Origin of the sequence: Pedobacter cryoconitis, assembly GCF_014200595.1 — a bacterium.
In the GTDB taxonomy this organism is placed as follows: Bacteria; Bacteroidota; Bacteroidia; order Sphingobacteriales; family Sphingobacteriaceae; genus Pedobacter; species Pedobacter cryoconitis_C.
On record NZ_JACHCG010000001.1, the window covers coordinates 2,554,679 to 2,576,783 of the forward strand.

Below are 22,105 nucleotides of genomic sequence, written 5' to 3' on the forward strand. Positions count from 1 at the left end.
AGGTTATTAAGAAATTATCCTTGTTTTAGATTCATGAAAGCTTTCAAGTTTTGTCAGTAACCTGATTAAATCCATTTTTTCCAGGTGTGAAAGTGGCTCGGTCACATCCCTTGATGCTTTTTTTATATTCTGCATACTTTCATTCAGCATTTGAGTCCCTTTTGAAGTAATGTGAATCATTCTGTTTCTTTTATCACTATCTAATGCTGACTGCTCAACCAGTCCATTGTTAATTAATCTATTCACAATTTGCATTCCCGCCGATTTTTCATGAATATTTAGTTTGATAAGAGCCGTTTTAGTCATACTGCCAAATGAAACCAGGCTGATTAAATAAATAAATTCATCGGGGGTAGAAAAAGATGTATTTGCTATTGCAGCTTTTGCATTTAGTTTGGCGTACCTGTAAAGATGTACCAGCGAAGTATTAATTACGCTATCAGCAGAACGTCCATTTGTCTTCCCCTCCCATTCAGGCTCCTCAATAATTTGAGGAGAGCTTTTATAATGTTGGTTCATCCACTGTGCAAATAAGTATCCGTCCTGACTTTTATGATCAGATTCCTGTTCATAAATCTTAATTAAGCCTATAACCTCACTTATTAAATCGTAATACATAATCTTCAATCAATTTAATACAATTATAGACTATTAAGTACAATAAAACACTAATTGTTTGAGATAAATTACAAATAAATTTGATTTTAGTACATAAACATACTATTCAGCAAGATTGCTATTAAGCTGGCCACCGAATAGCAATCTTAATACCTTATATTTTTTCTTCATGTTTATCAGGAATTCGATCTTAAGGTCAACCACAATTGATAGACAATTAACCGACAAGTTTGTCTCCGCTAGATTACTGATTTAGGATAGATAATGTTTTGTGAAACTTGCACCAGGTAATTATATGCATTCTGGTCGTCCTTAAAACATTGTTCCAGCAATAAAGCAGATTGCTCCTCACCCAAAGCTATTGCCATATGCTGCAAAGAACTAAAGCTCTGAATTTTTCGCTGAAAAATCTGCTGGGAAATGTGCAGGATAGAAATATCCTTTTCCACTGATGGAACTTTTCCTTTAACCACATCTTTACAGTGTTCAAAAAAGTGCTGATCAAGCGTTGAAATGGCCCCAGCCTTTTTCGATTTCTTTATTTCAAGACACAGTTTTAAACGCTCAATGTGCAAGTGCTGATCGGAAGAATCTGGTGAAATCCCCATGCGCAGTTCATCTGTTAATGCAGCGGCTGAAAGTTTTTTCAAGCAAAGAATGTACTTCTTTTCGGCGACAAAAATTTCGCTTAATTTCTCTAAGTAAATATTTTCAAGTATCATTTGTTAGCTAATATTGAGTGTCTGGAACACCTTTGTAAGAAAAATGTTTGTATCCGTAGTATCACAGCCTCTTATAAATCAAATAGAGTTCGCTTAATTTATACTTGGCTTATCCGGAATAATCCATTTCCAAAACTTGAATTAGCGCCTTAGCCACAGGCCCTGCCGATAACGGGTTCTGCCCTGTAATCAGTAGTCCATCAGTTTCCACATTAACGAGAAAAGGAAGCAAAGCAGATTTAAAATCAGCTCCAAGTTCAATAAGTTTGTCCTCTAGTTTGTACGGAATATTATCCGATCTTCCTACCAATTTTTCTTCTGTATTAGTAAAACTTGTCAGCTTTTTACCAGCTAATAATCCCGGCGAAAGCTCTGCTGCCTTAATCAAAGCCGCCGGGCCATGACAAACCGCTGCTACTGGTTTGTCCAGATCAAAGAACTCCATGATCAATTTTGCACTTAACTCATTATCAGCCAGGTCCCAGATTGGGCCGTGACCACCAGGAAAAAAAACCGCATCAAAATCAGTAGCAGATAACCCGACCAATGTATGCGTATGCGTAAATGCACTTTGGGCAAATTCATCATCCACAAATCTGCGGTTAGCACCGGTAATATGCTCAGTTAGTTCACTCATCGTATCCACAGGCGGCTTTCCACCTAATGGACTTGCTAAAGTGACCTGGTATCCCTGGTCAATAAATTCATAATAAGGATCAGTAAACTCTCCAAGCCATACACCGGTTTTACTATCAGTATTTTCCATTTGCTGATGGGAAGTCAGTATCATTAGTATTCGCTTCATAATAAATAAGTTTAGGCTATCAGTTTAAAGTGTATATAATACTTGCTCGTCCGTATAATAGGTTTTTCTTGTGCCTTTTTTCTCAATCTGAATCGCAGCACCAGTTGGGCTTTTTTTTATATCAGCGCGATGCACCCTTAAAAAATCCTTCACCTCACCATTTAGTGCGTCCGGAAGTTTTTCGGCAATATCGGCAGCCTCTTTAGACAACACATGATTGATTGCCTTTAGCAATTCCTTTACTCCAGCTTCAGGAATCGCTTTAGCTATAGAAAAAGGCGAGATTCTGGCTTCCCAGAGAATTTCATCTGCGTAAGTATTACCAATCCCTCTAATTAAATGCTGGTCCATCAATAAGGTCTTGATTTGTACTTTCTTTTTTCCCAGCAGGTCTTTAAAAGATGAGAGATTTAAAGACAAAGCATCAGGTACATCAGGATCTTCTGGATTCAGCGTTGGTGTTGCTGCTTTTTGAAAATCTGTTAAGGCAAAACCGTCTCCGCCTTTAAAATGAAAGGAAACAATTTGAAATTTAACCTCTTCTTCGTCCAATGCTTTAAGCTCACCATGCAGCATTAAATGCAGGCCTAATACCACATCGTTATCAAAATGCAGTTGTAAAGTCTTTCCTGCCCTGGAGACACTTTTCAATTGATGGCCTTCTAAAACATGCTTCAATTCTTTACTTGAAACATTTAACTTTTTAGCCACACTCACTTCAACAGTTTCCAGGATTTTATTTTTAAAACGCTTTTGCAAATTCTTAGCAAAAACCTCCAAATCTGGTAATTCAGGCATAATGACTATTAATTAAACCAACTTATTATTTAAGTTTATTAAGCAGCTTTTCAACTTCAATTGCTGATGTTCCAGCCGATTTAACTGCTTGCTTTAATTGATCGGGTGTAACCTTAAATTTTTTAGACCAATATTCCACTTCATAATTTTCTTTTACATTGATTCTCTCTCTATCAGGACTTCCTGTTTTCTTTTTGTCATCCATAATAATTTTATTTTTCAGCTATAACATCCTTATTTTAAAGTTGTTTTTTAACTATTTGAAATTTCTTTTGCAGTTGTTAGTTAGTCCATGTTGATTGTACTCAAATTGGCATAATGCTGACTTTGGGGAGCAGCTACAAAAAAATAAAAATTGTGCAGGAGAATTAAGATAAGTTTTCATGATAGCGGTGAACAAATGTGCTAAGGCCGAACCACCTACAGAAACAATTTAACAGCTTAATTTTGGGTTTATGTTGTTATCCAGCATTTGTTTATCTGCCCATTCCTTTAAATGATTAATAAATGGGATTAATTCCTGTGCAACAGGAGTTAATGAATATTCAACCTTAGGAGGTACTTCCAGATAGACCTTCCTGTTAACTAATTTGTCATCTTCCAATTCCCTTAATGTCTGAGTGAGCATTTTAGGTGTAATATCTGTAAATGCTTTTCTAAGCTCGCCGTAACGCATAACTGACTGGTTATGCAGATACCACAAAATACGCCCTTTATATTTCCCACCAATTCTTTTAAAGGCATAATCAACTGAACATATTGGTTTTTCAGAATTCACATTTATCATTTAATATTATTCTAGCTGATTATCAGATTAGTATACTTTAAGTACGTAGGTTACAAAATTGTGCATACTTGACACAAAGATATCATTCAAATACCTTTAATTAAAAAAATAAATGAAAAGAAGACAATTGTTAAAGTATGCTGGCGTCTTAGGAATTTTGACATCACTACCAACTTATAAATTAAATGCTCAAGCTCCAATACCAGGTTTGGGAGTAAATTCTCCCTCAGGCTATGTTAAGTTTAAATTAGGAAAACTTGAGCTGCTTGTGGTCACCGATGGCCACATATTTATCCATCCTGCACAGCCAATTTTCGCCCCTGGCATTAATACCGTAAAAGTAAAAGAGGCGTTAGCAGAAAATTTCATGTTAGATGATGCAGTAGATGCAGCAATTAACATCTTAGTAATTAAGAAGGAAAAAAGGATTATCATTATCGATACCGGTAGTGGATCGGCAATCGGTGATCAAGCAGGTAGATTTATAAAGAATTTAAATTCTGCGGGGATAAAGGCTGATGATATTACTGATGTATTTGTAACGCATTTACATGTAGATCATATTGGTGGAATCTTAGATGTTGATGGCAAGCTTATATTTAAAAATGCAAAGTATTACCTGTCTCAAAAAGAATATAACTTTTGGATGTCTGAAAATCCTGATTTCTCGCAAAGTAAAAATAAGAATTCAAATGAGGGAAGTATTGTATTAGCCCGTAATATCATTGCTGCGGTTAATGATAAATTAAAACTTTATAATTTTGGCGAAACGTTATTCGATTGTATTACAGCAAATCTGGCCGAAGGTCATACACCCGGTCACCCGGTACTTAAAATCGTTTCAGAAAACGAATCATTGACACATATTGTAGATACTGTTCATACCACTTTATTGCTTTCTCATCCTGAATGGGGTACAGAATGGGATATAGATTTTCATAAAGGCGTATCTACCAGAACAAAGATATTGAGGGAACAATCAAAGTCAAAAGGTCTGACAATGTCTTGCCATCTTCCCTGGCCTGGATTAGGTTATATCACTAAAAAAGGTGATGGTTATAGCTGGGTCCAGATGCCAATATCTACGCCATATATTTAAAATCCTTTTTAAGGATCAGGGTAATGAAGTATCAGCATTGCCCTGATCTAAATTGACGCTCTGAAAACAGAAAAGCGTTTAAAAGCTTCCTAAGTTAATTAATCACGTTTTTACTATCCGGGTATAACCTTTTGTTTTTTGAGTTCATCAAACAGGTCAAAAAACATTTGTTCGGTTTCTATATACTCGTGAAAACCTAATCTTCTTGCCTTACTACCGTCAGAAAAAAAGTCATAGTCCCATGAAAACACAAAGTCACCAAATCCCCATGATGACAAATTTTCGTAGCTATGTTTTTCTAATTTGTATTTCTGCTGCATACTTTTCCATACAGAAGCCTTATCGTTCATGATTGTTTGTAAAGGCATTTGCAACGGCGGAGCCACTTCCATTTCAAAGTAATTCGCAATTTTAGGCCATAATTCGTTCCAACGTATCAGATCACCATTAGTAATATTAAAAGCTTGATTAGCACATTGAATATTGGTTGCAGCCCAGACAGTAGCCTTGGCAAGTAACCGGGAATCAGTGATATCCATTAATTTGTCATAAGCACCAGACTTTCCCGGGAAGCGAAGAGGGAGGCCAAGTTCTTTTGACATGGTTGCATAAACAGCGATAACCAGGACCAGATTCATAGGATTCCCTAAGGCAGTCCCCCCTACTACCGATGGCCTCAATGCCGACCATGTCCAATTCTTTCCGGCCTGATGCTTTTCCAGGAATTGTTGTTGGTCAACATTAAACTCCGGTGGCATGTGTCCACCATCGTTTTCCTTAGCAGGTGTTTTAAACGGCCCATAATGAGCACCATATACTTTATATCCCTGCATCAGGCTGATATGTTCTAAATTATCAGCAATACTTTCGATAATATTGACAACATTGACAAGCATTGTTAAGTTAGGCTCAACCAGTTCACTCCAGGTCGGTTTATCCTGATAAGCTGCATAAAAAATATGTGTAACGTTAGTTAAAGGAAGTAATTTTTTTTTGCAATCATCTGCATTAAGCAAATCGACACAGATATAATTTGTTTTACTGGTGTTGTGCCCTCCCCGGCGTGACAGCCCTATTATATTCCAATCTCCTAATTCTTCAAGATAAGCAATAAGATTACTACCAATCACGCCATTGGCACCAACTACGAGTGCTGTTTTATTATTTTTCATTGTTTTTTATTATTATAAACTGGCATGATCAACGTAATCTAACACGATCATTTCTGCCACTATTGATTAAAATTGATATAGCAAAGATGGGTAGAAGTAATATGCGTTTATTTGTAATAATCTATGTTAATTTTGTAATAATCTATGAAAAGATATAAACAATTTGCACCTGTTCTAATTTCTGATTTTGAGGTATCAGATTGGATCCATCCTGTACACAACCATAATCATTATGAGATAATTTATATCAAAAATGGAATAGGAAACCACATTATAAATTCCAAATCCATTAAATACAATGATGGTTGTATTTTTCTATTAGGCCCGGAGGATGAGCACTATTTTGAAATAGAAAGAATAACAAACTTTGTATATTTAAAATTTACTGATTTATATATTCATCAGGCGGAAGGTATATTTAATTCGGGTCTTCGTCATTTAGAATACCTAATTAAAAGCAGGGAAACACATTTATCTGGTTTTGTTTTTAATGACGAAGATCAGGTAACGATAAATAGGATTTTTGATGTAATTATATCTATGAAAAAAGAAGTCCTGAGAAATGAAGACCTTATATGGATGCAAGTGTTAACGCTGGCCCACCTCCTACAGCGTAATATGCGGGAAATCAAATCAAACACACATAGAACAAAAGATATGCAGGCAGTATTCTGTTATATTCATAAGAACATATATTATCCTGAAAATTTAAGAGCGCAGGTCATGGGTGAACATTTTAGATTTACCAAAGATTATATTGGTCAGTATTTTAAGAAAAATACCGGCATGACCATAAGAGAATACATAAGTGATTACAGAGGTAATTTGATAAGTCAAAGAATTAACACTGGCCGGTTTAGCTTAAAGCAAATTGCGTCAGAATTTGGTTTGACAGATGAAAGTCATGTCAGTAAGTTAATTAAACAAAAGCGAGATCATACGAGAAAAACATAAAATGGTTCAGCACAAATATTTTAAACAAAAATGACCAGGGATTGTAGTTAATTAATCAGCAGAATAATAACTTCAGTAATTTTTTTTACGCTGTTATTTTTCACTGCAAATCTCTTACTTTTGCCTCTTTGTTTATATATCGTTAACATCTCTTCTACATTTGAAAATGCGTAAAAATTATAAAAATGCTAAGCGTAACCTTATTTTCGGTTTTGGCGCCAGTCTATTTGTTTTGTTATTGAGTTCAGTAATTTCTTATTTAAGTATTTTGCAATTGCTGGATAGCCAGCAATGGGTAGAACATACCTCACAGGTCAGCTCATCTCTGGAAAACTTGATTTCAAGGATGAAGGATGCCGAAACAGGACAGCGTGGGTATTTATTAACAGGTGAAGAGACATTTTTGGAACCCTATACTGGTTCAAAGGATGACGTTTTCAACTTTTATAACACTGCTCAACAGTTAACCAGTGATAACAAATCACAGCAAAATGATTTCCCGCTCCTTAAAAGATTAATTAATGAGAAGTTTAACATCATCGAAAGAACAATCACAGACAAAAAGCAAGGTCGTTCATCTACGATCAGCACTTTGGTCAGGGGAAAGGCTATCATGGATTCTGCCAGAATTGTCATAAAGACAATGAATGATCGTGAAGTTAAACTTATGGTTATACGCAATGCAAAAATGAACAAGTTTGCGTCATTGACACCGATTTTTATAGGGTTTGCTGCTCTGATTGCTTTGCTAATGACACTTTTTTTTTACAGGAAAATCCAGAAGAATAATTCAATGGCTGAAAAGCTTGAGATGGAGTTGTCAGAACAAAAAAAAACGATGGAGAGGCAAATTGATAAGATTTCGGATGTGGCAGAAAAAATTTCTAAAGGGGACTATTCTGTACGTATAGATAAGCGGGATCTCCTTTAAAATACTATTTTTTATTATAAGATACCCCCCTGATAAACAATTTAAAGTCAATTGAATGTCGATCTGCTTGAAGCAACAAAAGCCTGTTTCCAGAAAAACCTGAGTAGTTAAGAAATGTGAACTAGTAAATCTCCAGCTTATTATTTTCCTTAACCCGATGTAACTCCAGACCATAGGTTTTTAAGTTATTTTCCTTATCCTTCGCAAATAAAGGAGCTAACCCGTCATCAGTTATTAAGCTCACCAGTTTTCCATTCGGATGAATAAATAATTTATAACTTTTTAGCGGTTGCATTTCTCCCTTAGATGAAACTACTCTTTGTGCAATTGACTGTAGATATTCTTTTTGTTTTGCCGCATCGTAATACATCGAAATCATTTCTCTTTCACGCGATTTTTTATATAGTTGCAGATATTCATCAGAATTTCCCTGATCGATTACCTGATGTACATTTTTATAACAGGCCAGAACTTCACTTAGCAACTTAGCAGGATCTTCTTTTGTAAAATCCTGAGAATTATCTAAACCTTCCAATGTATATGATACATCTGCATCAAATGTCCATGTATGGATTAAAGAGTCTACCGGATGGCCAATAGCCGGAAAACTACATCTTTTCACCTGATTAACAGGCGCAGGCTCTCCATTTTCTGTATAGATAATATCTATGAAATAATCCTTCACCTCCCGGGGTGTTATCTTAGTATGTTTATTTAAAGATTTTACAATCAGCGTTATACTCTGGATTCCTTTTTTTGATATAAACGGATTCAGATATTCATTCCCGCTAATCACACCGTCTTTCCTATTGCTGCGAATGCTTATACCATTTAAAATAATGTCAAAATCACCTCTTAAATCATAATTGGCCAAATAAGTATGCTTCGCTGTAGATTTATACTGATTAACCTGATCTTCTTGTTTAGCCTGAATGCAGCTAAAATTGATCAGTAGCAGCCACACGAGCTGAATGTGTATTAAAAATTTCAATTCCATCTGATCATAATTTTAAAGCTTGATTTTTGATAACAGAAACGCAGTATCCAGTTTACTTGTTACAAAAGTAAAATTCATCTTTTCACCATGTTGGGCCCATGCTGTCGGGATCGTATCTGGCAAGTGATTCACATCAGAAAAAATCAAATCCGAAAAAAACTTTGTATTGTTTTCTATTTTAAAATACCCTTTAGCATCTGTAAATGTAGATTTTGGATTTCCAGGCGTATTTTCTTTGACCAGTATATTCGCCAATGGTTTCTTAGTTATTTTATCATAAACATATCCATGATAGTATGGCTCCCGTGTTCCAGAACAGCTGAATAGAAAAATCGCAGCTAATAAAGTCATTCTACGCAATATCATAATACTATTTACTGAAATTTATTAATTAAATTCAAAAATAGATATTAATAATTATTAAATAAATAACTGATCAGAAGATTAAAGGCAAAAACTTTAAACCATTATCAGTTGTTTAGCTCGCATGACTAAGCAACGAAAACCCTCTTATCTTAATTTTGAGAAGGAAAGTTATCCGTGGAAACCGGACATAGACTATCGGGGAACCCCAGAAGCCTACCAGGTGGGAAAAGGAGAACAAGGAGTATTAATCTGCGAGCCCTACAAAACAGAAATAGGAAGACACTGGCGATTTAAAACGCCTGACATAGCTACTAAAAGCAGTGAGGAAATATTTAAACTTTTCCAGGAATACTTAATTAAAAACGATTTCGTAGGCGCTGACATGGCAAGAAAATTCCTGCAAATGGGCTACACCCGTGCCAGACGTTATGCGAATTACAAAAGTGGAAAAAAATACGACAAAGAAAATGATTATGCCCAGCTTGAACGGGGAACGGGGGAAATAGAAAAAGCAGCATCAGCAGCCATCTTTTATACAAAATGGAAAGCTGCTGAAGCCGATACCAGCTATGCTAAAATGAAAACAGCGTGGAAGAAAGAGCGGGGTTAGTGAATCTAAAAATGTAAAAACATTCTGCAAGCCGGATTTGTAGTTATAATAGTAAACTCAAATAAAATAGTATGGGACAATTAAATAATCGAAATATCGCCGTTTTATCTGAAAGCGGTTTTGAAGAAACAGAATTGACCAGTCCGGTTGAAAGATTAAAACAAGAAGGTGCCACAGTTCATATCATCTCTTCCAAATCAGGAAAAATTCAAGCTATGAAAGGTGATCATGAGTGGACTATTGAAGTCAATGTCGACAAAACGATCGCCGAAGCTAATCCAGAAAACTACGATGGGTTACTTATCCCTGGCGGAGTATTAAATCCTGATGCCTTAAGAAAAAATGATCAGGCAGTTGCATTTGTTAAAGCTTTTTTTAGTGCAGGGAAACCTGTAGCAGCTATTTGCCATGGTCCCCAGGTTTTGATAACCGCCGAAGTAGTCAAAGGCAGAAAGATGACTTCTACGAAAACTATAAAAATTGACCTGGTCAATGCAGGTGCGCATTGGGAGGATGAGGAAGTAATTGTTGATGAGGGACTTGTGACCAGCCGGAGCCCGGAAGATCTTCCTGCATTTAACGATAAGATGGTCGAAGAATTTGCTGAAGGGGTCCACGAAGAGCAACATTCCTGATAACTCATTAAAAATGGAGCCCTGAGGCTCCATTTTTAGCTTTTAGCAACTTGTAGTGCTAAGATTGAATAAGGTTTGTTTAACTGATTCAAACCATTCTTGTTTAATTATACTAAGCACGATTACATCCATTCTCTGCCCCTTTCCATCTATTGATCTGTTCCTTAAAACACCCTCTTCTACACAGCCTATACTTTTCATTGCATTTATACTCCGTTTATTTAAATTATTAGCACGGAACCCTACCCTTTCAACATTTAAAACATCAAATGCAAACTCTAAAAGCAAATATTTACAATTTTTATTGATACTGGTCCCCCGATATTTCTTTCCATACCACGTATAACCCAATTCAAGGGTATTCGTTATAGAATTTATCATATAAAAACGCGTGCTCCCAACAATTTTATTGTCTGTTTTGTCCACAACAATAAATGGATATTCAGTTTTTCCGGCTCTATGGGTTAAAGCAGTAGTGATATATGCTTTTAAGTTCTCACCACCACTTGCACCAAATGCATTAAAATCCCAAGTTTCCGGTTCGTTTGTAGCATACTCCAGTAAAGCATCAAAATCTTCTGCCTTTAATGGCCGCAACAGAACGCGCTCGTTTTCTAAAATATAATCTTTCTCAAAGTCTATCATTTCTTAACCGATTTTTATTTCCACCAATAATAATAGTTATGTAACCCGTCATACTCAAAACCACAACGCGGATAAAGTTTGTTACCGATGTCGTTCGTCTTTTCGGTTTCCAACATCAGTCCGCAAGCACCTGTTTCATCGCACCGTTGCTTGCTTTGGTCAATTAAAGCTATCGAAAGTCCTTTGCCTCTGTAATCCGGATGAACAAACAGATCGCTTAACAGCCATTGCTTTTCTAGTTTAGCATAGTGGTAGAGTTCATATAACTGAACAAAACCAGCAGCCTTACCTTCTGCATAGATTAAAAAGATGTGGGACTGCTCCTGAGTTAAACGGTCTTGTATAAATTGTTTACATTTTTCATAATCTGGTTGCTGCCTGTAAAAAACCCGATATTGGTTAAACAGATTTGCTGCTATGTCCAAATCTTCAAGTGTTGCTTTTTTAATATTGAAATCCATTTTTAACTATTTTGATTTATAGTTCAAAAGTATTTTTTAATAGGACTACATTTGTACTCCAGTTTTCAGATAAACAGTAGTCCAGATGTTACCATATGAACATGTCATTTTCATAGAAAAAGAAAGTAAAATTTCCGTTTACAGACAAATAGCCATATCCATAATTAATGCGATCAGAAATGGGACATTAAAACCCGGAACACATTTGCCTGGCAGTCGTGAATTATCGAAAACTCTGGGTGTACACCGTAAGACAGTAATTGCTGCCTATCAGGAACTGGAAGCTCAGGATTGGATTGTTGTTTTTCCCCGGAAATATGTTGCCGTATCAACGTGTATTCCTTTGTTAAAGCCTCGCAGTTGGAGCCCTGCAAACCAGTTAAAAGCTTACAAGAATGAATTAAGCATACCTTTTAGAGTTGTTGAAGAAAGCAGTGAAGTCATGCCTGCCCCCGACTTCATGATCAATGACGGCCGGCCCGATGTAAGAATTTCTCCTATAAACGATCTGCTAAAAACTTACCGGACACTTACTTACCGTAAACACGCGATAAAAGATGCGCATATAGGAACCGCGCAAGGGACCTTAAAGTTAAGAGAGCAGCTCGTAACTTATTTGTCGGAAACAAGGGGGTTGAACATATCAACAGATAATCTGCTGATTACTCATGGGGCACAAATGAGTATTTATCTGGCTTCCCAACTGCTTTTAGACAGTTCTGCGAGCATTATTACAGGCAAACCCAACTATCAGATTGCAAACCGGACTTTTAAAGAAACAGGAGCAAAAATAATTGAAGTAAATGTTGACGATAATGGTATTGATGTAACAGCTATTGAAAAAATATGCAGGAAGAAAAATATCCGTGCCGTGTATGTAATTCCGCATCATCATTATCCCACAACAGTGACATTAAGCGTGGAAAGAAGAATGAAATTGCTGGCACTTTCTCAGCAATTTTCTTTTGCCATCATTGAAGACGATTATGATTACGATTATCATTATACTTCATCCCCCTATCTGCCTTTGGCAAGTGCCGGACATAGTGGAAATGTAATATATATTGGTTCATTCTCCAAAATGTTAGATCCATCGCTAAGAGTTGGATTTATGGTTGCACCAAAAAACTTTATAGCGCAATGCACAGCCTTACGAAGTATTATTGATGTGGGAGGTGATGGTTATATGCAAAATGCACTGGCAATTCTGATCAAAGAGGGTGAATTGAAAAGGCATCTTAAAAAAGCCAAAAAGATTTATCATCACCGCAGAGATTTTTTGGATGCCTTACTAAAAGAGAAATTACATCCATACATTTCTTATACGCTACCGACGGGTGGAATGGCAATTTATATCAAGTTATTACCAAAATACCGTGTTAACGGGTTAAAGGAACTACACCTGCTAAGAATTGTAAAAGTTTACCAGGGACAAAATGCATTTCGCTTCGGTTTTGCTTCTATGAACGAGGAAGAATTGAAAACTGCGGTTGACACTTTAGAGAATACCCTGGAAAGGAATAAATTTTCTTAAACAGCGTATAAAAAAAACAATGCTTTAATACCGCAATAATCGGGATTTCGAATCTCTCGAAAACAACTGAAAATATTCGCCGTACTGGCGAATGCGTTCTGAACCTTCCTTCTATTCATCATGCCTCTGCCGTTAATCGCTTAGCCTTAACGACAGGTACTTTTCCGGTTCCACCGGGCAAAGCACAGAAAGGATATATCTATAAAGCTGAGAAATTTGATCTTGCTAATCTTACGCCTGTCCAATCCGAAACTGTCAATCCTCCAAGAGTTAAAGAATGTCCGGTACAAATGGAGGCTGTCATGGAGAATTTGCAAGGGATTGCGGAGGATGATGAACAACAACGTGGACGCCTGGTTACTATTGAACTGCGCATACTACGTGTCTACCTCGATGAGTTAATCATTATGGATGGTAATCCTAATCGGGTTGATCCAAATAAGTGGCGGCCAATGATCATGAGTTTTCAGCAATTTTACGGTCTTGTTAAGCAGGTACATACTTCCACCCTATCATCCATAGCTGAAGAATTATATCGTAGTCCTGATGTTGAACGGGCAAAGAATTTCACAAAAGCAAGTTAGGTGGAGTAACTTAATTCGTTTCTAAACCATCAATGTACGCCCCGATAGCTATAACATAACATTCTTCCAGATAATCTTCTGTTCGCTGTAACCATTCCGCCCCAACTTTATAAAGCAAAATTTCTCTACCGTCCTCAAAACGAACTTTCCATACTTTGAGCTTTTTAAACGTTGTGGAGAGAATTTGTATTATTTTAGAAGTTCCGTCTGCTAGTTTTATTTTGTATTCCATTAGATTATCAGCTTAAGCCTATATTCAATTGATTCCAGGAGTATAACGCTGCATAGTCAAAATAGTTACTCCTACTTTAGAATTTATTCACCAGATAACTTTCCATTTAATAAAAAACAATTATCTATCCTTCCTGTTAAAGTTTACAATATCAACACTATATGTTATGACCAAATCATTTTTCACAGTAGCTATAGGTGCTTCCGCAGGAGGTTTGTCTCCTTTAATTGATTTTTTTGACCATATCCCTATCAACATAAATTGTGCTTTCGTTGTAATTACCCATCTAAAGCGTGACCATCGGAGTTCACTAGATGAGCTTTTATCAAAGCATACTTCCCTGCCTTTAATAAGAATGGAAAAAGATATGCAATTGGAGGTGGGAAATATCTATTTGCTTATTGAGAATACAGCAGTAAAGATAACAAATGGATATCTTAAAGTGGAAGCCAGAGATGATAAGGTTGCAAATTCTAGTGTGAATATATTTTTCAAATCTCTTGCCGATGATTGTGGGGAAATGGGGATTGGCATAATTTTATCAGGTGGTGGATATGACGGGCTTGAAGGTGCAAAAAGAATCAATGAAAGAGGTGGAAAGGTAATGGTACAAGACCCAAGTACGGCCGAAATACAAGGAATGCCACTATCAATCATCGATTTCGATCATCCTGTAGCCGTACTCAAACCAGCTGATTTAGCCAAAAAATTAATTCATATGTGTGCTCCGCCTGCTAATAAACAGACTGCTGAATAATTTTCTTCCGGATGGATTCATATCTACTTATTCCACACTTAAGACGATCAGTTCAGGAGCCAGATTAGCACCACCAGTAGCTACAGCTATATATTGTATACCATTTAACAGGTAGGTGATTGGTGCAGCTGTCGCATTGCGTGGCAGGTCGATTCTTCCAACTAGTTTACCTGTAATTTTATCATAAGCAACAATACAAGGATCTATGATTTGGAACTTCGGACCTGATGAAGCTCTGCCACTCATTTCCTCACGTTGCGTGCTTCCTTCCTGAGCAACAAAAAGGAGTGTTTTAGTAAGCAGGACATGACTTCGTGCAGAACGACCAACAGGAAAATTGGACAATTTTTTCAATGCGGGAACTATTGTTGCAAGATCGCCCATTGGTTTCATCCACTTATGTTCACCTGTATGCATATCAATTGCAGTCAACCTTCCATACGGTGGTTTCCAGAGTGGAATACCATCCAGAGTTTCCATAGCAACAGTTTTTCCATAATAGCCAATACCAGGTGTTTGTGATTTTTCCAATCTTACGGTGTATGGAATAGTATTAGAGGGTACATAAAACATTCCCGTTTCAGGATCGAAAGCAGCACCTGCCCAGCTGGCACCTCCTGCAATACCGGGCATCAAAATAGTCGGTTTTTCTAAAATAGGTGGAGTAAATAGAGTTCCATAATTGTATTTTTTCAATATCGCAAGTGCCGAATCGCGCAATACCGGTGTATAATCTACAAGATCGTCTTCCGTAACACCCTGACGGTCTATAGCTGCTGGTTTACTTGGAAATGGCTGCGTGGCAGAAGACTTCTCACCGGGAACATTTGACTGCGGTACAGGACGCTCATTAATATCCCAAACTGGTTTTCCTGTAACACGGTCAAAAACATAAACAAAACCCTGCTTAGTAATTTGTGCCACTGCTTTGATAGGTTTACCTTTTGTAGTGATATTGATAAGATTCGGTGCTGCTGGTGGATCGTAATCCCACAAACCATGGTGTACAAACTGGAAGTGCCAGATACGCTTGCCGCTTTTTGCATCTAGAGCGACAAGGCTCTCTCCAAAAAGTCCGTCACCGTGGCGGTTTCCACCATAATTATCGTTGGACGGGGTACTGAAAGGCAAATAAACGTATCCCAGTTCCTCGTCGGCACTTATCGGAGCCCAAACATTGGCACTGCCTGTCTGTTTCCAGGAACCATTTTCCCAGGTATTATTTCCAAACTCGTCTTTTTGCGGAATAGCATTAAATAGCCACAGTTGTTTTCCAGTTCGAACATCAAAACCACGTACAGCACCGGGAGGCATGGTTGTACTAACTGGTACATCATGAACCTTGGTACCAATAACTACCACATCCTTACAGATAACAGGTGCCGAAGAAACACCATATAACTTTCTGCTAACTTCTCTTCCAAGTTCCTGAGTCAGATCAATCCTGCCATGATTACCAAAAGTGGAGATGGGTTTACCATTTTTTGCATTTAGTGCAATCAGGTAACCGTCTCCTGTTCCTATCAGGATACGTTCGTCACTGCCACTTTTCCAGTAAGCTACGCCACGATGCACAAAACCATTATTGGAAGGCGTCCCGTTTTTCCAGGTCCCCGGATCATAAACCCATTTAGTTTTACCTGTTGATGCATCTATCGCGGCAGCCTGAGAAAGAGATGTGCTAATATAAAGCACGCCGTTAATCATCAATGGTGTAGATTCCCAAACCCAGCTTTTAATTTCCGGATGAGTCCTTGTGATATCTTCTTCAACGGAGCGCCAGGTCCAGGCAATATGAAGTTTCTTGAAATTTGCAGAATCAATTTGATCAAGAGGAGAATATTGGGAACTACCTTTGTCGCCTCCGTAATTTGGCCATTCATCACCAGGCTGTGAAACTTGAGCTGTACTCGTTAAAGAGCCTGTTAAGATAGCCGTCAGTACTATGGAGAATCCGATTAGTTTTGCTTTCATATTAAATTTCATTACAACGTTAAACCTCCATCTACTACCAGGTTATGTCCTATTATCATACTTGCAGCATCACTGCAAAGGAATAAAACGACACTTGCAATTTCTTCAGGAAGACCTAAACGACCCGCAGGCACCTGTTCCAACATACCTTCCAGCGCTTCTTTCTGTCCGTCGGCAATCATCTGATCTGACATGGCGGTTTGAAATAACCCCGGACTTACGCTGTTAATACGTATTCCCCTACCAGCATATTCTACAGCTGCACTTTTAGTTAAACCGATAACCCCATGCTTAGCGCCGTGATAAATACCCCTTTGCGCTCCGGCACGAATACCGCCTATAGATGAACAATTTACGATTGCGCCACTTCCTTGCTTACGCATATATTGCAATTCATATTTCATGCAGCTCCATACCCCTTGATAATTAATGCTGGTAACGCGGTCAAAATCATTTCTGGTTTGGTCGGCAGCTTCTGCCAATTCATTTTGTACTCCGGCGTTATTATAGGCAAAATCCAAATGACCAAATTCAGCTACTGTCTTTTCCACCATTTGTTCAACCTCTTTTTCATCAGACACATCGCATTTTATTGCCAATATTTCAAATCCTTCAGCTTTTAATAATTGAGCCGCTGCATTTACAGATTGCTCTTTCCAATCAGCTAGAACCACTGAAGCTCCTGCTTGTGCAAATGCTCTTGCTGTCGCGAACCCGAGTCCTGATGCAGCACCTGTAACCAATGCTACCTTATCTTTCATTATATTCATAACCTGTTTTTTATATTTACAGTTACAAAGTTCAGCCAATTATTACCCATAAAACTTATACAGAATACAGACTTACTTACCATTTTTACAGGTTTAGTTACAGAAATTTACCGGCGCTAAGAATAACATTAAATTTGAGCCAGATTTTAGTTAAAAATTATGGATGAGATATTGAGAATAAATACGGTTAGTGAACATGATAAATTTTATCATCAGGAAAACTTGCATCCGCTGGTAAGCATAATCAATTTTACAGGTACCACACCTGAGATCTATGCTTCCAGAATGAGCTTTGGATTTTTTGCAGTTTACCTGAAAGATGTGGAATGCGGTAATATAAAATACGGCCGTCATACTTATGATTACCAAGATAGAACATTGGTATTTGTTGCACCCGGACAAATAATTAATGTTGATATCAATGCGGATTATATGCCTCAGGGTTATGCACTTCTTTTTCATCAAGACCTTATACATGGCACATCACTTGGTAAAGACATGGATGACTACACATTTTTTTCCTATGAATCGCGTGACGCGCTGCACTTATCAGAAAAGGAAAGAAAGATTGTTCTCGACTGCTTTGATAAGATCAAGTATGAATTGGAGCTAGGAAATGATAAACACAGTAAAACTTTGATCAGCAATAATATCGAATTATTCCTTAACTATTGTCTACGCTTTTATGACAGGCAGTTCGTTACCCGCGCCGATGCCAGTCATGGTCATATTGAAAAGTTTGAGCGTTTATTGAAAGACTATTTTAACTCCGACAAACCTCAGACCATAGGTTTGCCTGCTGTTACTTACTGTGCCGAAGAGCTTCATCTTTCCCCCAATTATTTTGGCGATATGGTAAAAAAAGAAACTGGAAAAACAGCTTTGGAATATATTCAACTCAGAATAATAGATATAGCCAAGAAAAAGATCTTAGACAGGAGTAAAACTATAAGCGAGATTGCCTATGAGCTAGGTTATAAATATCCACAACATTTTACGCGTATATTTAAAAATAGCACTGGTTATTCTCCAAATAGTTACAGGCTTCTTAATTAAAGGGATCAAATACATACTTCATTTTAAACTGAAGCGTATTTATACTAAATGGTAGAACTTAGTAAAAATTTTAAACTATGACTACGACGGACTTAATGATTTTAAACTTTGAGGAGATCAGAAGAAGAAGCTCTATCCTTTGGAAGGCAATGCCCGAAGCACTTTACAACTGGCAACCAGACTATAATGCTATGACCAGTATTCAAATGGTACGTCATGTTCTGGAAGGAGAGTTTGATTTTCATAAGCTCATAGAAAACAAAGGATCGGATGGCTTAAGCTATACCTCTCCATGGAAAAACAAGCCATTTACAAGTGTTTCAGAAGAAATAGAATTCTCAAAACCTTTCAGAAAAGTTTTTTTGGAATGCATTCGCTCATTTTCAGCCGATGATTTGTCCGGTATAATAATTATCCGAAAAGAACTGGGCCAGTTAAGGAATTTAGGCGATTTCATTCAACGGATAGCTTATCATGAAGCAGTACATACAGGACAATTTCTATCCTATATGAGAACATTGAATATTAACAGGCCAAAGATCTGGGATTAAAATTTCACCAGCACCAGATTTGGCTATAACAAATCTGGTGCTGGTATGGTTATGCGGGTGCAAAATATAAGCTAATGCTATTCGAAGAAGTCAACTTTTCCGTTATCTACATCATAAACAGCCCCTATGATCTTAATATCTTTTTGCTGCTCTAAATCAGATACGATCTGACTTTCCTTTCTGATTCGTTCAATAGTTAATTGTACATTCAGTTTAGTAACATTATTTACAAATGCAGGGTTTGAGCCATTTCTGTTTGCATGAGTACTTTTCTCGCTTTCTATGGCCGGAAGTACTTTTTCCAGTAATCCCGTAAGATTTCCCATTTTCACGTTATTGCAAGCCCCAACAATAGCACCACACTTTGTATGTCCAAGTACGAGTACTATTTTCGTACCTACCACTTTAGTGGCAAACTCCATACTGCCTAAAATATCCTCGTTGAGAATATTACCTGCAATCCGAATGCTGAAAATATCACCAAGTCCCTGGTCGAAAATCAATTCAGCAGACGTGCGACTATCCATACAACTTAAGACAGTGGCGAAAGGAAACTGTCCGGCAGAAGTCTCATTAACCTGTTGCAACAGATTCCGGTTTGCTTTTAAATTATTCACGAACCTCTGATTTCCTTCTTTTAAAATTTCAAGTGCCAGATCAGGAGTTAAACTACTTTGTGTTTCTTTTGAATGTGTACGCATAATCAATCTTTATCAAGTTTATAGGATATAAAATATTGAGGCTTTCTTCAACGCTGTATCTGTAGGCAAATTGATAAAAAGACGCACTAATATAATAACGCTATGATAATATTTGATGGTTTTTACTGCTTATTATCAAACTATAGTCAAAAACACGTCTTCAGAAAACGCTTCTTCGCTCAGGCTGTAAGAATAATAATTCACTGGTATCTCAATAGAAAGTGGCAACCCTCATTGTTAACACTGATTATCATCATGTTATACCGCCAACTAAACTTATAACTTTATACTCAATAACACATAGGTACAGGTAAAAAAGAGTGCGCGGGTTATAAGCAACGCTTTTTTCAAGGAATAACCCCAGATATTACCGGCATTACATTTGAAGTTATGGGGCAAAAGAAAGACATAAGCTCACCAAGCATTAATGATATTAACTCTCGTTATCCGGTGGAAATACAAGAAGAGGAATTTCAATATGCCTTGAAAGTCTCTGCGTATGACTTCCAATAAATATCCTTTCCAGAATGTGGTGCCTGTGATGGACTACGGCTATCATGTCTATATCCTGCTGATCAATAATCCAATCCAATCCATTATCAACATCTATATTCCACACTTTTTCAAATTTGATCTGAGGATGATTTATTTTCTCAATAACTTCACTCATAAAAACATCCATCTTGTACTGCTGCTTACTATCCACATTAACTTCTTTATTGGTAATATGAGTAATGGTGATCTCAGCATTCAATAGAACGGCAAGATTAATCAATGATTTCAGTGGGCCTAATTCATTTCTATCTAAATTTGTAGCAAATACAATTTTCAGGATTTTCTTAAAACCAGCAGCATATGGAATGAATAGAATAGGAAAATCTGCTTTTTCAATCATTTCTTTACTATTGCTTCCTAATAAGAATTGAACCAATCCACTAGCTCCAGCCATTCCCATAACCACCAGGTCTATTTCATTTTCTTTAATTAGGGCACTTACCACCTGATGAACGGTACCTTTATTACTCTCATATACTATCCTGGGATGTAAACTTTGATCCTCGTCCAAGGAAGAAGGGTCACATAATTTTTCAACCAATGCATCTAAATTGCTTATCGCTTCTTGCTTTAAGGTTGAGTAGTCCATTATAGGCCAGGTAACCTGTGCTGCAATAGGCATTTCTGAAGTTACTTTGATCGCATTACACAACAGAACATCTGCCTTTAAGACTTTTGCCAGGCTTACAGCATAATGTGCTGCGTTTTCAGCTGGCAAAGAAAAATCAGTTGGTACCAGGATAGTTTTCATGATATATAGTTTTAGATGTACATCTTAACAAATTTTATAAAAAAAGCCAGAATAAAATATGATAATGATCACATAAACTGCATAGCTAATTACATTAAAAGGCAATATTATTGACATTCATTGAATGAATAATATTTGATTTACCCGAAATCTGGACACAATTAACCCCGGTTTGGAAACATATGTTCTTAGTTTTTGCGGGATTTTTGTACTGTAAATTAAAAGAAATGAAAAAAACAATTTTTATTACCGGAGCATCAACAGGTTTAGGAAAAGCCACCGCCAGATTATTTCAGTCAAAAGGTTGGAATGTAATTGGTACGATGCGAAATCCGGAAAAGGAAACAGAACTCAACCAGTTGGAAAATGTTATTTTGTTGCCACTTGATGTAACCAATCCGGAACAAATTAAAAATACCGCAGCCAAAGCTATTTCTTTATACCCGGTTGATGTAGTATTTAACAATGCAGGATATGGTTTAATGGGCGCACTTGAAGCATTAACTGACGAACAGATTTTAAGACAGATTAACACTAATCTTTTAGGTGTGCTGCGCGTCACAAAAGAATTCATTCCACATTTCAGAGAAAAGAAAGGCGGTTTATTTATCAGCACAACTTCAATGGGCGGACTTTTTGGATTTCCATTACACTCTATTTATCACGCAACAAAGTTTGCTATAGAAGGCTGGTCAGAAAGCATGTCGTTTGAATTAGGTATACACAATATCGGTATCAAAACTATTGCTCCTGGCGGCATTGCAACTGATTTTATTGGAAGATCTCTCGATAGAAGTTCTCACTCTGAATACCTCGGAATAGAGAACAAGTTATTTTCAACTATAGACGGAATGATGGAGATGGCTTCAACTGCTGAACAAATTGCTGAAGTAGTTTATGAAGCAGCCACTGATCAGAAAGATCAAATTCGTTATTTGGCTGGCGAAGATGCAAAAGCTATGTATGCACGCCATTTGGAAATTGGCAGCGAAGAATTCAGGAAAGAAATCAAAAAGCAAACCTTAGGATAAAACTAATAG

27 protein-coding genes and 1 pseudogene are annotated in these 22,105 nt (G+C 37.1%); 12 read left to right on the top strand and 16 right to left on the bottom strand.

Features of this window, described 5'->3' with window-relative positions:
* Positions 1 to 6: 6 nt before the first annotated feature.
* The 6 genes from HDE70_RS10860 to HDE70_RS10885 form a co-directional block, all read right to left on the bottom strand.
* Positions 7 to 618: a MarR family winged helix-turn-helix transcriptional regulator gene (locus tag HDE70_RS10860; RefSeq protein ID WP_183866860.1), complete on the bottom strand. Its 612-nt coding sequence runs from the start codon at positions 616 to 618 to the stop codon at positions 7 to 9.
* A 239-nt stretch (positions 619 to 857) separates the two neighbouring features.
* Positions 858 to 1,340: a DUF892 family protein gene (locus HDE70_RS10865; RefSeq protein WP_183866859.1), complete on the bottom strand. Its 483-nt coding sequence runs from the start codon at positions 1,338 to 1,340 to the stop codon at positions 858 to 860.
* 109 nt (positions 1,341 to 1,449) lie between these two features.
* Positions 1,450 to 2,145, bottom strand: a complete 696-nt coding sequence (locus HDE70_RS10870) for a type 1 glutamine amidotransferase domain-containing protein (RefSeq protein ID WP_221302035.1) — start codon at positions 2,143 to 2,145, stop codon at positions 1,450 to 1,452.
* A gap of 24 nt (positions 2,146 to 2,169) precedes the next feature.
* Entirely contained in the window at positions 2,170 to 2,943 is a 774-nt protein-coding gene (locus HDE70_RS10875) for a DNA-formamidopyrimidine glycosylase family protein (protein WP_183889992.1), read from the bottom strand.
* A 25-nt stretch (positions 2,944 to 2,968) separates the two neighbouring features.
* Positions 2,969 to 3,148: a DUF3606 domain-containing protein gene (locus tag HDE70_RS10880; RefSeq protein WP_221270611.1), complete on the bottom strand. Its 180-nt coding sequence runs from the start codon at positions 3,146 to 3,148 to the stop codon at positions 2,969 to 2,971.
* A 228-nt stretch (positions 3,149 to 3,376) separates the two neighbouring features.
* On the bottom strand, positions 3,377 to 3,721 hold the full coding sequence (locus HDE70_RS10885; protein ID WP_317617404.1) for a helix-turn-helix domain-containing protein: 345 nt from the start codon (positions 3,719 to 3,721) through the stop codon (positions 3,377 to 3,379).
* Between the two features lie 121 nt (positions 3,722 to 3,842).
* Between HDE70_RS10885 and HDE70_RS10890 the strand changes: the two genes are divergently transcribed.
* Positions 3,843 to 4,829: an MBL fold metallo-hydrolase gene (locus tag HDE70_RS10890; protein ID WP_183889997.1), complete on the top strand. Its 987-nt coding sequence runs from the start codon at positions 3,843 to 3,845 to the stop codon at positions 4,827 to 4,829.
* A gap of 113 nt (positions 4,830 to 4,942) precedes the next feature.
* Here the strand turns inward: HDE70_RS10890 and HDE70_RS10895 are convergent, their stop codons facing one another.
* Entirely contained in the window at positions 4,943 to 6,001 is a 1,059-nt protein-coding gene (locus HDE70_RS10895) for an SDR family oxidoreductase (protein ID WP_183889998.1), read from the bottom strand.
* A 144-nt stretch (positions 6,002 to 6,145) separates the two neighbouring features.
* Between HDE70_RS10895 and HDE70_RS10900 the strand changes: the two genes are divergently transcribed.
* Both HDE70_RS10900 and HDE70_RS10905 read left to right on the top strand, forming a co-directional pair.
* Positions 6,146 to 6,955 carry an AraC family ligand binding domain-containing protein gene (locus HDE70_RS10900; protein ID WP_183890000.1) on the top strand — a complete coding sequence of 270 codons (810 nt, stop codon included), beginning with the start codon at positions 6,146 to 6,148 and terminating at the stop codon, positions 6,953 to 6,955.
* A 166-nt stretch (positions 6,956 to 7,121) separates the two neighbouring features.
* Positions 7,122 to 7,886: a CHASE3 domain-containing protein gene (locus tag HDE70_RS10905; protein WP_183866853.1), complete on the top strand. Its 765-nt coding sequence runs from the start codon at positions 7,122 to 7,124 to the stop codon at positions 7,884 to 7,886.
* Positions 7,887 to 8,007: 121 nt separating this feature from the next.
* Here the strand turns inward: HDE70_RS10905 and HDE70_RS10910 are convergent, their stop codons facing one another.
* Positions 8,008 to 8,883 (bottom strand): hypothetical protein, encoded by an 876-nt coding sequence (locus HDE70_RS10910; protein ID WP_183890002.1) that lies wholly within the window; start codon positions 8,881 to 8,883, stop codon positions 8,008 to 8,010.
* A gap of 12 nt (positions 8,884 to 8,895) precedes the next feature.
* On the bottom strand, positions 8,896 to 9,234 hold the full coding sequence (locus HDE70_RS10915; RefSeq protein WP_183890004.1) for a hypothetical protein: 339 nt from the start codon (positions 9,232 to 9,234) through the stop codon (positions 8,896 to 8,898).
* Between the two features lie 136 nt (positions 9,235 to 9,370).
* On the opposite strand from HDE70_RS10915, the gene HDE70_RS10920 reads away from it, so the two are divergent.
* A complete protein-coding gene (locus HDE70_RS10920) occupies positions 9,371 to 9,859 on the top strand; it encodes a DUF4385 domain-containing protein (protein WP_183890006.1) in 489 nt (162 codons plus the stop codon).
* A 71-nt stretch (positions 9,860 to 9,930) separates the two neighbouring features.
* Positions 9,931 to 10,494, top strand: a complete 564-nt coding sequence (locus HDE70_RS10925) for a type 1 glutamine amidotransferase domain-containing protein (RefSeq protein ID WP_183866849.1) — start codon at positions 9,931 to 9,933, stop codon at positions 10,492 to 10,494.
* A gap of 42 nt (positions 10,495 to 10,536) precedes the next feature.
* Here HDE70_RS10925 and HDE70_RS10930 read toward each other — a convergent pair whose 3' ends face one another.
* On the bottom strand, positions 10,537 to 11,139 hold the full coding sequence (locus tag HDE70_RS10930; protein WP_183890008.1) for a GNAT family N-acetyltransferase: 603 nt from the start codon (positions 11,137 to 11,139) through the stop codon (positions 10,537 to 10,539).
* A gap of 14 nt (positions 11,140 to 11,153) precedes the next feature.
* Complete coding sequence (locus HDE70_RS10935; protein ID WP_183890010.1) at positions 11,154 to 11,600, bottom strand: GNAT family N-acetyltransferase; 447 nt, start codon at positions 11,598 to 11,600, stop codon at positions 11,154 to 11,156.
* 85 nt (positions 11,601 to 11,685) lie between these two features.
* Between HDE70_RS10935 and HDE70_RS10940 the strand changes: the two genes are divergently transcribed.
* The 3 genes and pseudogenes from HDE70_RS10940 (at position 11,686) to HDE70_RS27290 (ending at position 13,718) form a co-directional block, all read left to right on the top strand.
* Entirely contained in the window at positions 11,686 to 13,134 is a 1,449-nt protein-coding gene (locus HDE70_RS10940) for a PLP-dependent aminotransferase family protein (protein ID WP_183890012.1), read from the top strand.
* Positions 13,135 to 13,178: 44 nt separating this feature from the next.
* Positions 13,179 to 13,436 (top strand): annotated as a pseudogene (locus HDE70_RS27495) (flavin reductase family protein); the annotation flags it as partial.
* The gene (locus HDE70_RS27290) at positions 13,437 to 13,718 is read left to right on the top strand and encodes a hypothetical protein (protein ID WP_260160362.1); all 282 of its coding nucleotides are present in this window, start codon (positions 13,437 to 13,439) and stop codon (positions 13,716 to 13,718) included.
* A 10-nt stretch (positions 13,719 to 13,728) separates the two neighbouring features.
* Here the strand turns inward: HDE70_RS27290 and HDE70_RS10950 are convergent, their stop codons facing one another.
* Positions 13,729 to 13,950, bottom strand: coding sequence for a hypothetical protein (locus tag HDE70_RS10950; RefSeq protein WP_183866845.1), 222 nt, complete (start codon positions 13,948 to 13,950; stop codon positions 13,729 to 13,731).
* A 166-nt stretch (positions 13,951 to 14,116) separates the two neighbouring features.
* Between HDE70_RS10950 and HDE70_RS10955 the strand changes: the two genes are divergently transcribed.
* On the top strand, positions 14,117 to 14,707 hold the full coding sequence (locus tag HDE70_RS10955; RefSeq protein WP_183866844.1) for a chemotaxis protein CheB: 591 nt from the start codon (positions 14,117 to 14,119) through the stop codon (positions 14,705 to 14,707).
* Positions 14,708 to 14,734: 27 nt separating this feature from the next.
* Here the strand turns inward: HDE70_RS10955 and HDE70_RS10960 are convergent, their stop codons facing one another.
* Both HDE70_RS10960 and HDE70_RS10965 read right to left on the bottom strand, forming a co-directional pair.
* Complete coding sequence (locus HDE70_RS10960; RefSeq protein WP_221302036.1) at positions 14,735 to 16,681, bottom strand: pyrroloquinoline quinone-dependent dehydrogenase; 1,947 nt, start codon at positions 16,679 to 16,681, stop codon at positions 14,735 to 14,737.
* An 11-nt stretch (positions 16,682 to 16,692) separates the two neighbouring features.
* Positions 16,693 to 17,451 carry an SDR family NAD(P)-dependent oxidoreductase gene (locus HDE70_RS10965; protein WP_183890016.1) on the bottom strand — a complete coding sequence of 253 codons (759 nt, stop codon included), beginning with the start codon at positions 17,449 to 17,451 and terminating at the stop codon, positions 16,693 to 16,695.
* Between the two features lie 159 nt (positions 17,452 to 17,610).
* Here HDE70_RS10965 and HDE70_RS10970 point away from each other — a divergent pair, with 159 nt between their 5' ends.
* Together HDE70_RS10970 and HDE70_RS10975 are read left to right on the top strand one after the other, a co-directional pair.
* Entirely contained in the window at positions 17,611 to 18,507 is an 897-nt protein-coding gene (locus HDE70_RS10970) for a helix-turn-helix domain-containing protein (RefSeq protein WP_183890018.1), read from the top strand.
* Between the two features lie 77 nt (positions 18,508 to 18,584).
* Positions 18,585 to 19,058 carry a DinB family protein gene (locus HDE70_RS10975; RefSeq protein WP_183866841.1) on the top strand — a complete coding sequence of 158 codons (474 nt, stop codon included), beginning with the start codon at positions 18,585 to 18,587 and terminating at the stop codon, positions 19,056 to 19,058.
* Between the two features lie 77 nt (positions 19,059 to 19,135).
* Here HDE70_RS10975 and HDE70_RS10980 read toward each other — a convergent pair whose 3' ends face one another.
* Both HDE70_RS10980 and HDE70_RS10985 read right to left on the bottom strand, forming a co-directional pair.
* Positions 19,136 to 19,759 carry a carbonic anhydrase family protein gene (locus HDE70_RS10980; RefSeq protein WP_183890020.1) on the bottom strand — a complete coding sequence of 208 codons (624 nt, stop codon included), beginning with the start codon at positions 19,757 to 19,759 and terminating at the stop codon, positions 19,136 to 19,138.
* 433 nt (positions 19,760 to 20,192) lie between these two features.
* Entirely contained in the window at positions 20,193 to 21,065 is an 873-nt protein-coding gene (locus tag HDE70_RS10985) for a universal stress protein (RefSeq protein ID WP_183890022.1), read from the bottom strand.
* Positions 21,066 to 21,292: 227 nt separating this feature from the next.
* Here HDE70_RS10985 and HDE70_RS10990 point away from each other — a divergent pair, with 227 nt between their 5' ends.
* Complete coding sequence (locus tag HDE70_RS10990; protein ID WP_183866838.1) at positions 21,293 to 22,096, top strand: SDR family oxidoreductase; 804 nt, start codon at positions 21,293 to 21,295, stop codon at positions 22,094 to 22,096.
* The last annotated feature ends 9 nt before the right edge of the window (positions 22,097 to 22,105 follow it).

What these genes read in the sequence shown, in the direction of transcription:
- HDE70_RS10860 (WP_183866860.1), bottom strand. Translation starts at nt 618, where the DNA reads ATGTATTACGATTTAATAAGTGAGGTTATAGGCTTAATTAAGATTTAT.
- HDE70_RS10865 (WP_183866859.1), bottom strand. Translation starts at nt 1,340, where the DNA reads ATGATACTTGAAAATATTTACTTAGAGAAATTAAGCGAAATTTTTGTC.
- HDE70_RS10870 (WP_221302035.1), bottom strand. Translation starts at nt 2,145, where the DNA reads ATGAAGCGAATACTAATGATACTGACTTCCCATCAGCAAATGGAAAAT.
- HDE70_RS10875 (WP_183889992.1), bottom strand. Translation starts at nt 2,943, where the DNA reads ATGCCTGAATTACCAGATTTGGAGGTTTTTGCTAAGAATTTGCAAAAG.
- HDE70_RS10880 (WP_221270611.1), bottom strand. Translation starts at nt 3,148, where the DNA reads ATGGATGACAAAAAGAAAACAGGAAGTCCTGATAGAGAGAGAATCAAT.
- HDE70_RS10890 (WP_183889997.1), top strand. Translation starts at nt 3,843, where the DNA reads ATGAAAAGAAGACAATTGTTAAAGTATGCTGGCGTCTTAGGAATTTTG.
- HDE70_RS10895 (WP_183889998.1), bottom strand. Translation starts at nt 6,001, where the DNA reads ATGAAAAATAATAAAACAGCACTCGTAGTTGGTGCCAATGGCGTGATT.
- HDE70_RS10900 (WP_183890000.1), top strand. Translation starts at nt 6,146, where the DNA reads ATGAAAAGATATAAACAATTTGCACCTGTTCTAATTTCTGATTTTGAG.
- HDE70_RS10905 (WP_183866853.1), top strand. Translation starts at nt 7,122, where the DNA reads ATGCGTAAAAATTATAAAAATGCTAAGCGTAACCTTATTTTCGGTTTT.
- HDE70_RS10910 (WP_183890002.1), bottom strand. Translation starts at nt 8,883, where the DNA reads ATGGAATTGAAATTTTTAATACACATTCAGCTCGTGTGGCTGCTACTG.
- HDE70_RS10915 (WP_183890004.1), bottom strand. Translation starts at nt 9,234, where the DNA reads ATGACTTTATTAGCTGCGATTTTTCTATTCAGCTGTTCTGGAACACGG.
- HDE70_RS10920 (WP_183890006.1), top strand. Translation starts at nt 9,371, where the DNA reads ATGACTAAGCAACGAAAACCCTCTTATCTTAATTTTGAGAAGGAAAGT.
- HDE70_RS10925 (WP_183866849.1), top strand. Translation starts at nt 9,931, where the DNA reads ATGGGACAATTAAATAATCGAAATATCGCCGTTTTATCTGAAAGCGGT.
- HDE70_RS10930 (WP_183890008.1), bottom strand. Translation starts at nt 11,139, where the DNA reads ATGATAGACTTTGAGAAAGATTATATTTTAGAAAACGAGCGCGTTCTG.
- HDE70_RS10935 (WP_183890010.1), bottom strand. Translation starts at nt 11,600, where the DNA reads ATGGATTTCAATATTAAAAAAGCAACACTTGAAGATTTGGACATAGCA.
- HDE70_RS10940 (WP_183890012.1), top strand. Translation starts at nt 11,686, where the DNA reads ATGTTACCATATGAACATGTCATTTTCATAGAAAAAGAAAGTAAAATT.
- HDE70_RS27290 (WP_260160362.1), top strand. Translation starts at nt 13,437, where the DNA reads ATGGAGAATTTGCAAGGGATTGCGGAGGATGATGAACAACAACGTGGA.
- HDE70_RS10950 (WP_183866845.1), bottom strand. Translation starts at nt 13,950, where the DNA reads ATGGAATACAAAATAAAACTAGCAGACGGAACTTCTAAAATAATACAA.
- HDE70_RS10955 (WP_183866844.1), top strand. Translation starts at nt 14,117, where the DNA reads ATGACCAAATCATTTTTCACAGTAGCTATAGGTGCTTCCGCAGGAGGT.
- HDE70_RS10960 (WP_221302036.1), bottom strand. Translation starts at nt 16,681, where the DNA reads ATGAAAGCAAAACTAATCGGATTCTCCATAGTACTGACGGCTATCTTA.
- HDE70_RS10965 (WP_183890016.1), bottom strand. Translation starts at nt 17,451, where the DNA reads ATGAATATAATGAAAGATAAGGTAGCATTGGTTACAGGTGCTGCATCA.
- HDE70_RS10970 (WP_183890018.1), top strand. Translation starts at nt 17,611, where the DNA reads ATGGATGAGATATTGAGAATAAATACGGTTAGTGAACATGATAAATTT.
- HDE70_RS10975 (WP_183866841.1), top strand. Translation starts at nt 18,585, where the DNA reads ATGACTACGACGGACTTAATGATTTTAAACTTTGAGGAGATCAGAAGA.
- HDE70_RS10980 (WP_183890020.1), bottom strand. Translation starts at nt 19,759, where the DNA reads ATGCGTACACATTCAAAAGAAACACAAAGTAGTTTAACTCCTGATCTG.
- HDE70_RS10985 (WP_183890022.1), bottom strand. Translation starts at nt 21,065, where the DNA reads ATGAAAACTATCCTGGTACCAACTGATTTTTCTTTGCCAGCTGAAAAC.
- HDE70_RS10990 (WP_183866838.1), top strand. Translation starts at nt 21,293, where the DNA reads ATGAAAAAAACAATTTTTATTACCGGAGCATCAACAGGTTTAGGAAAA.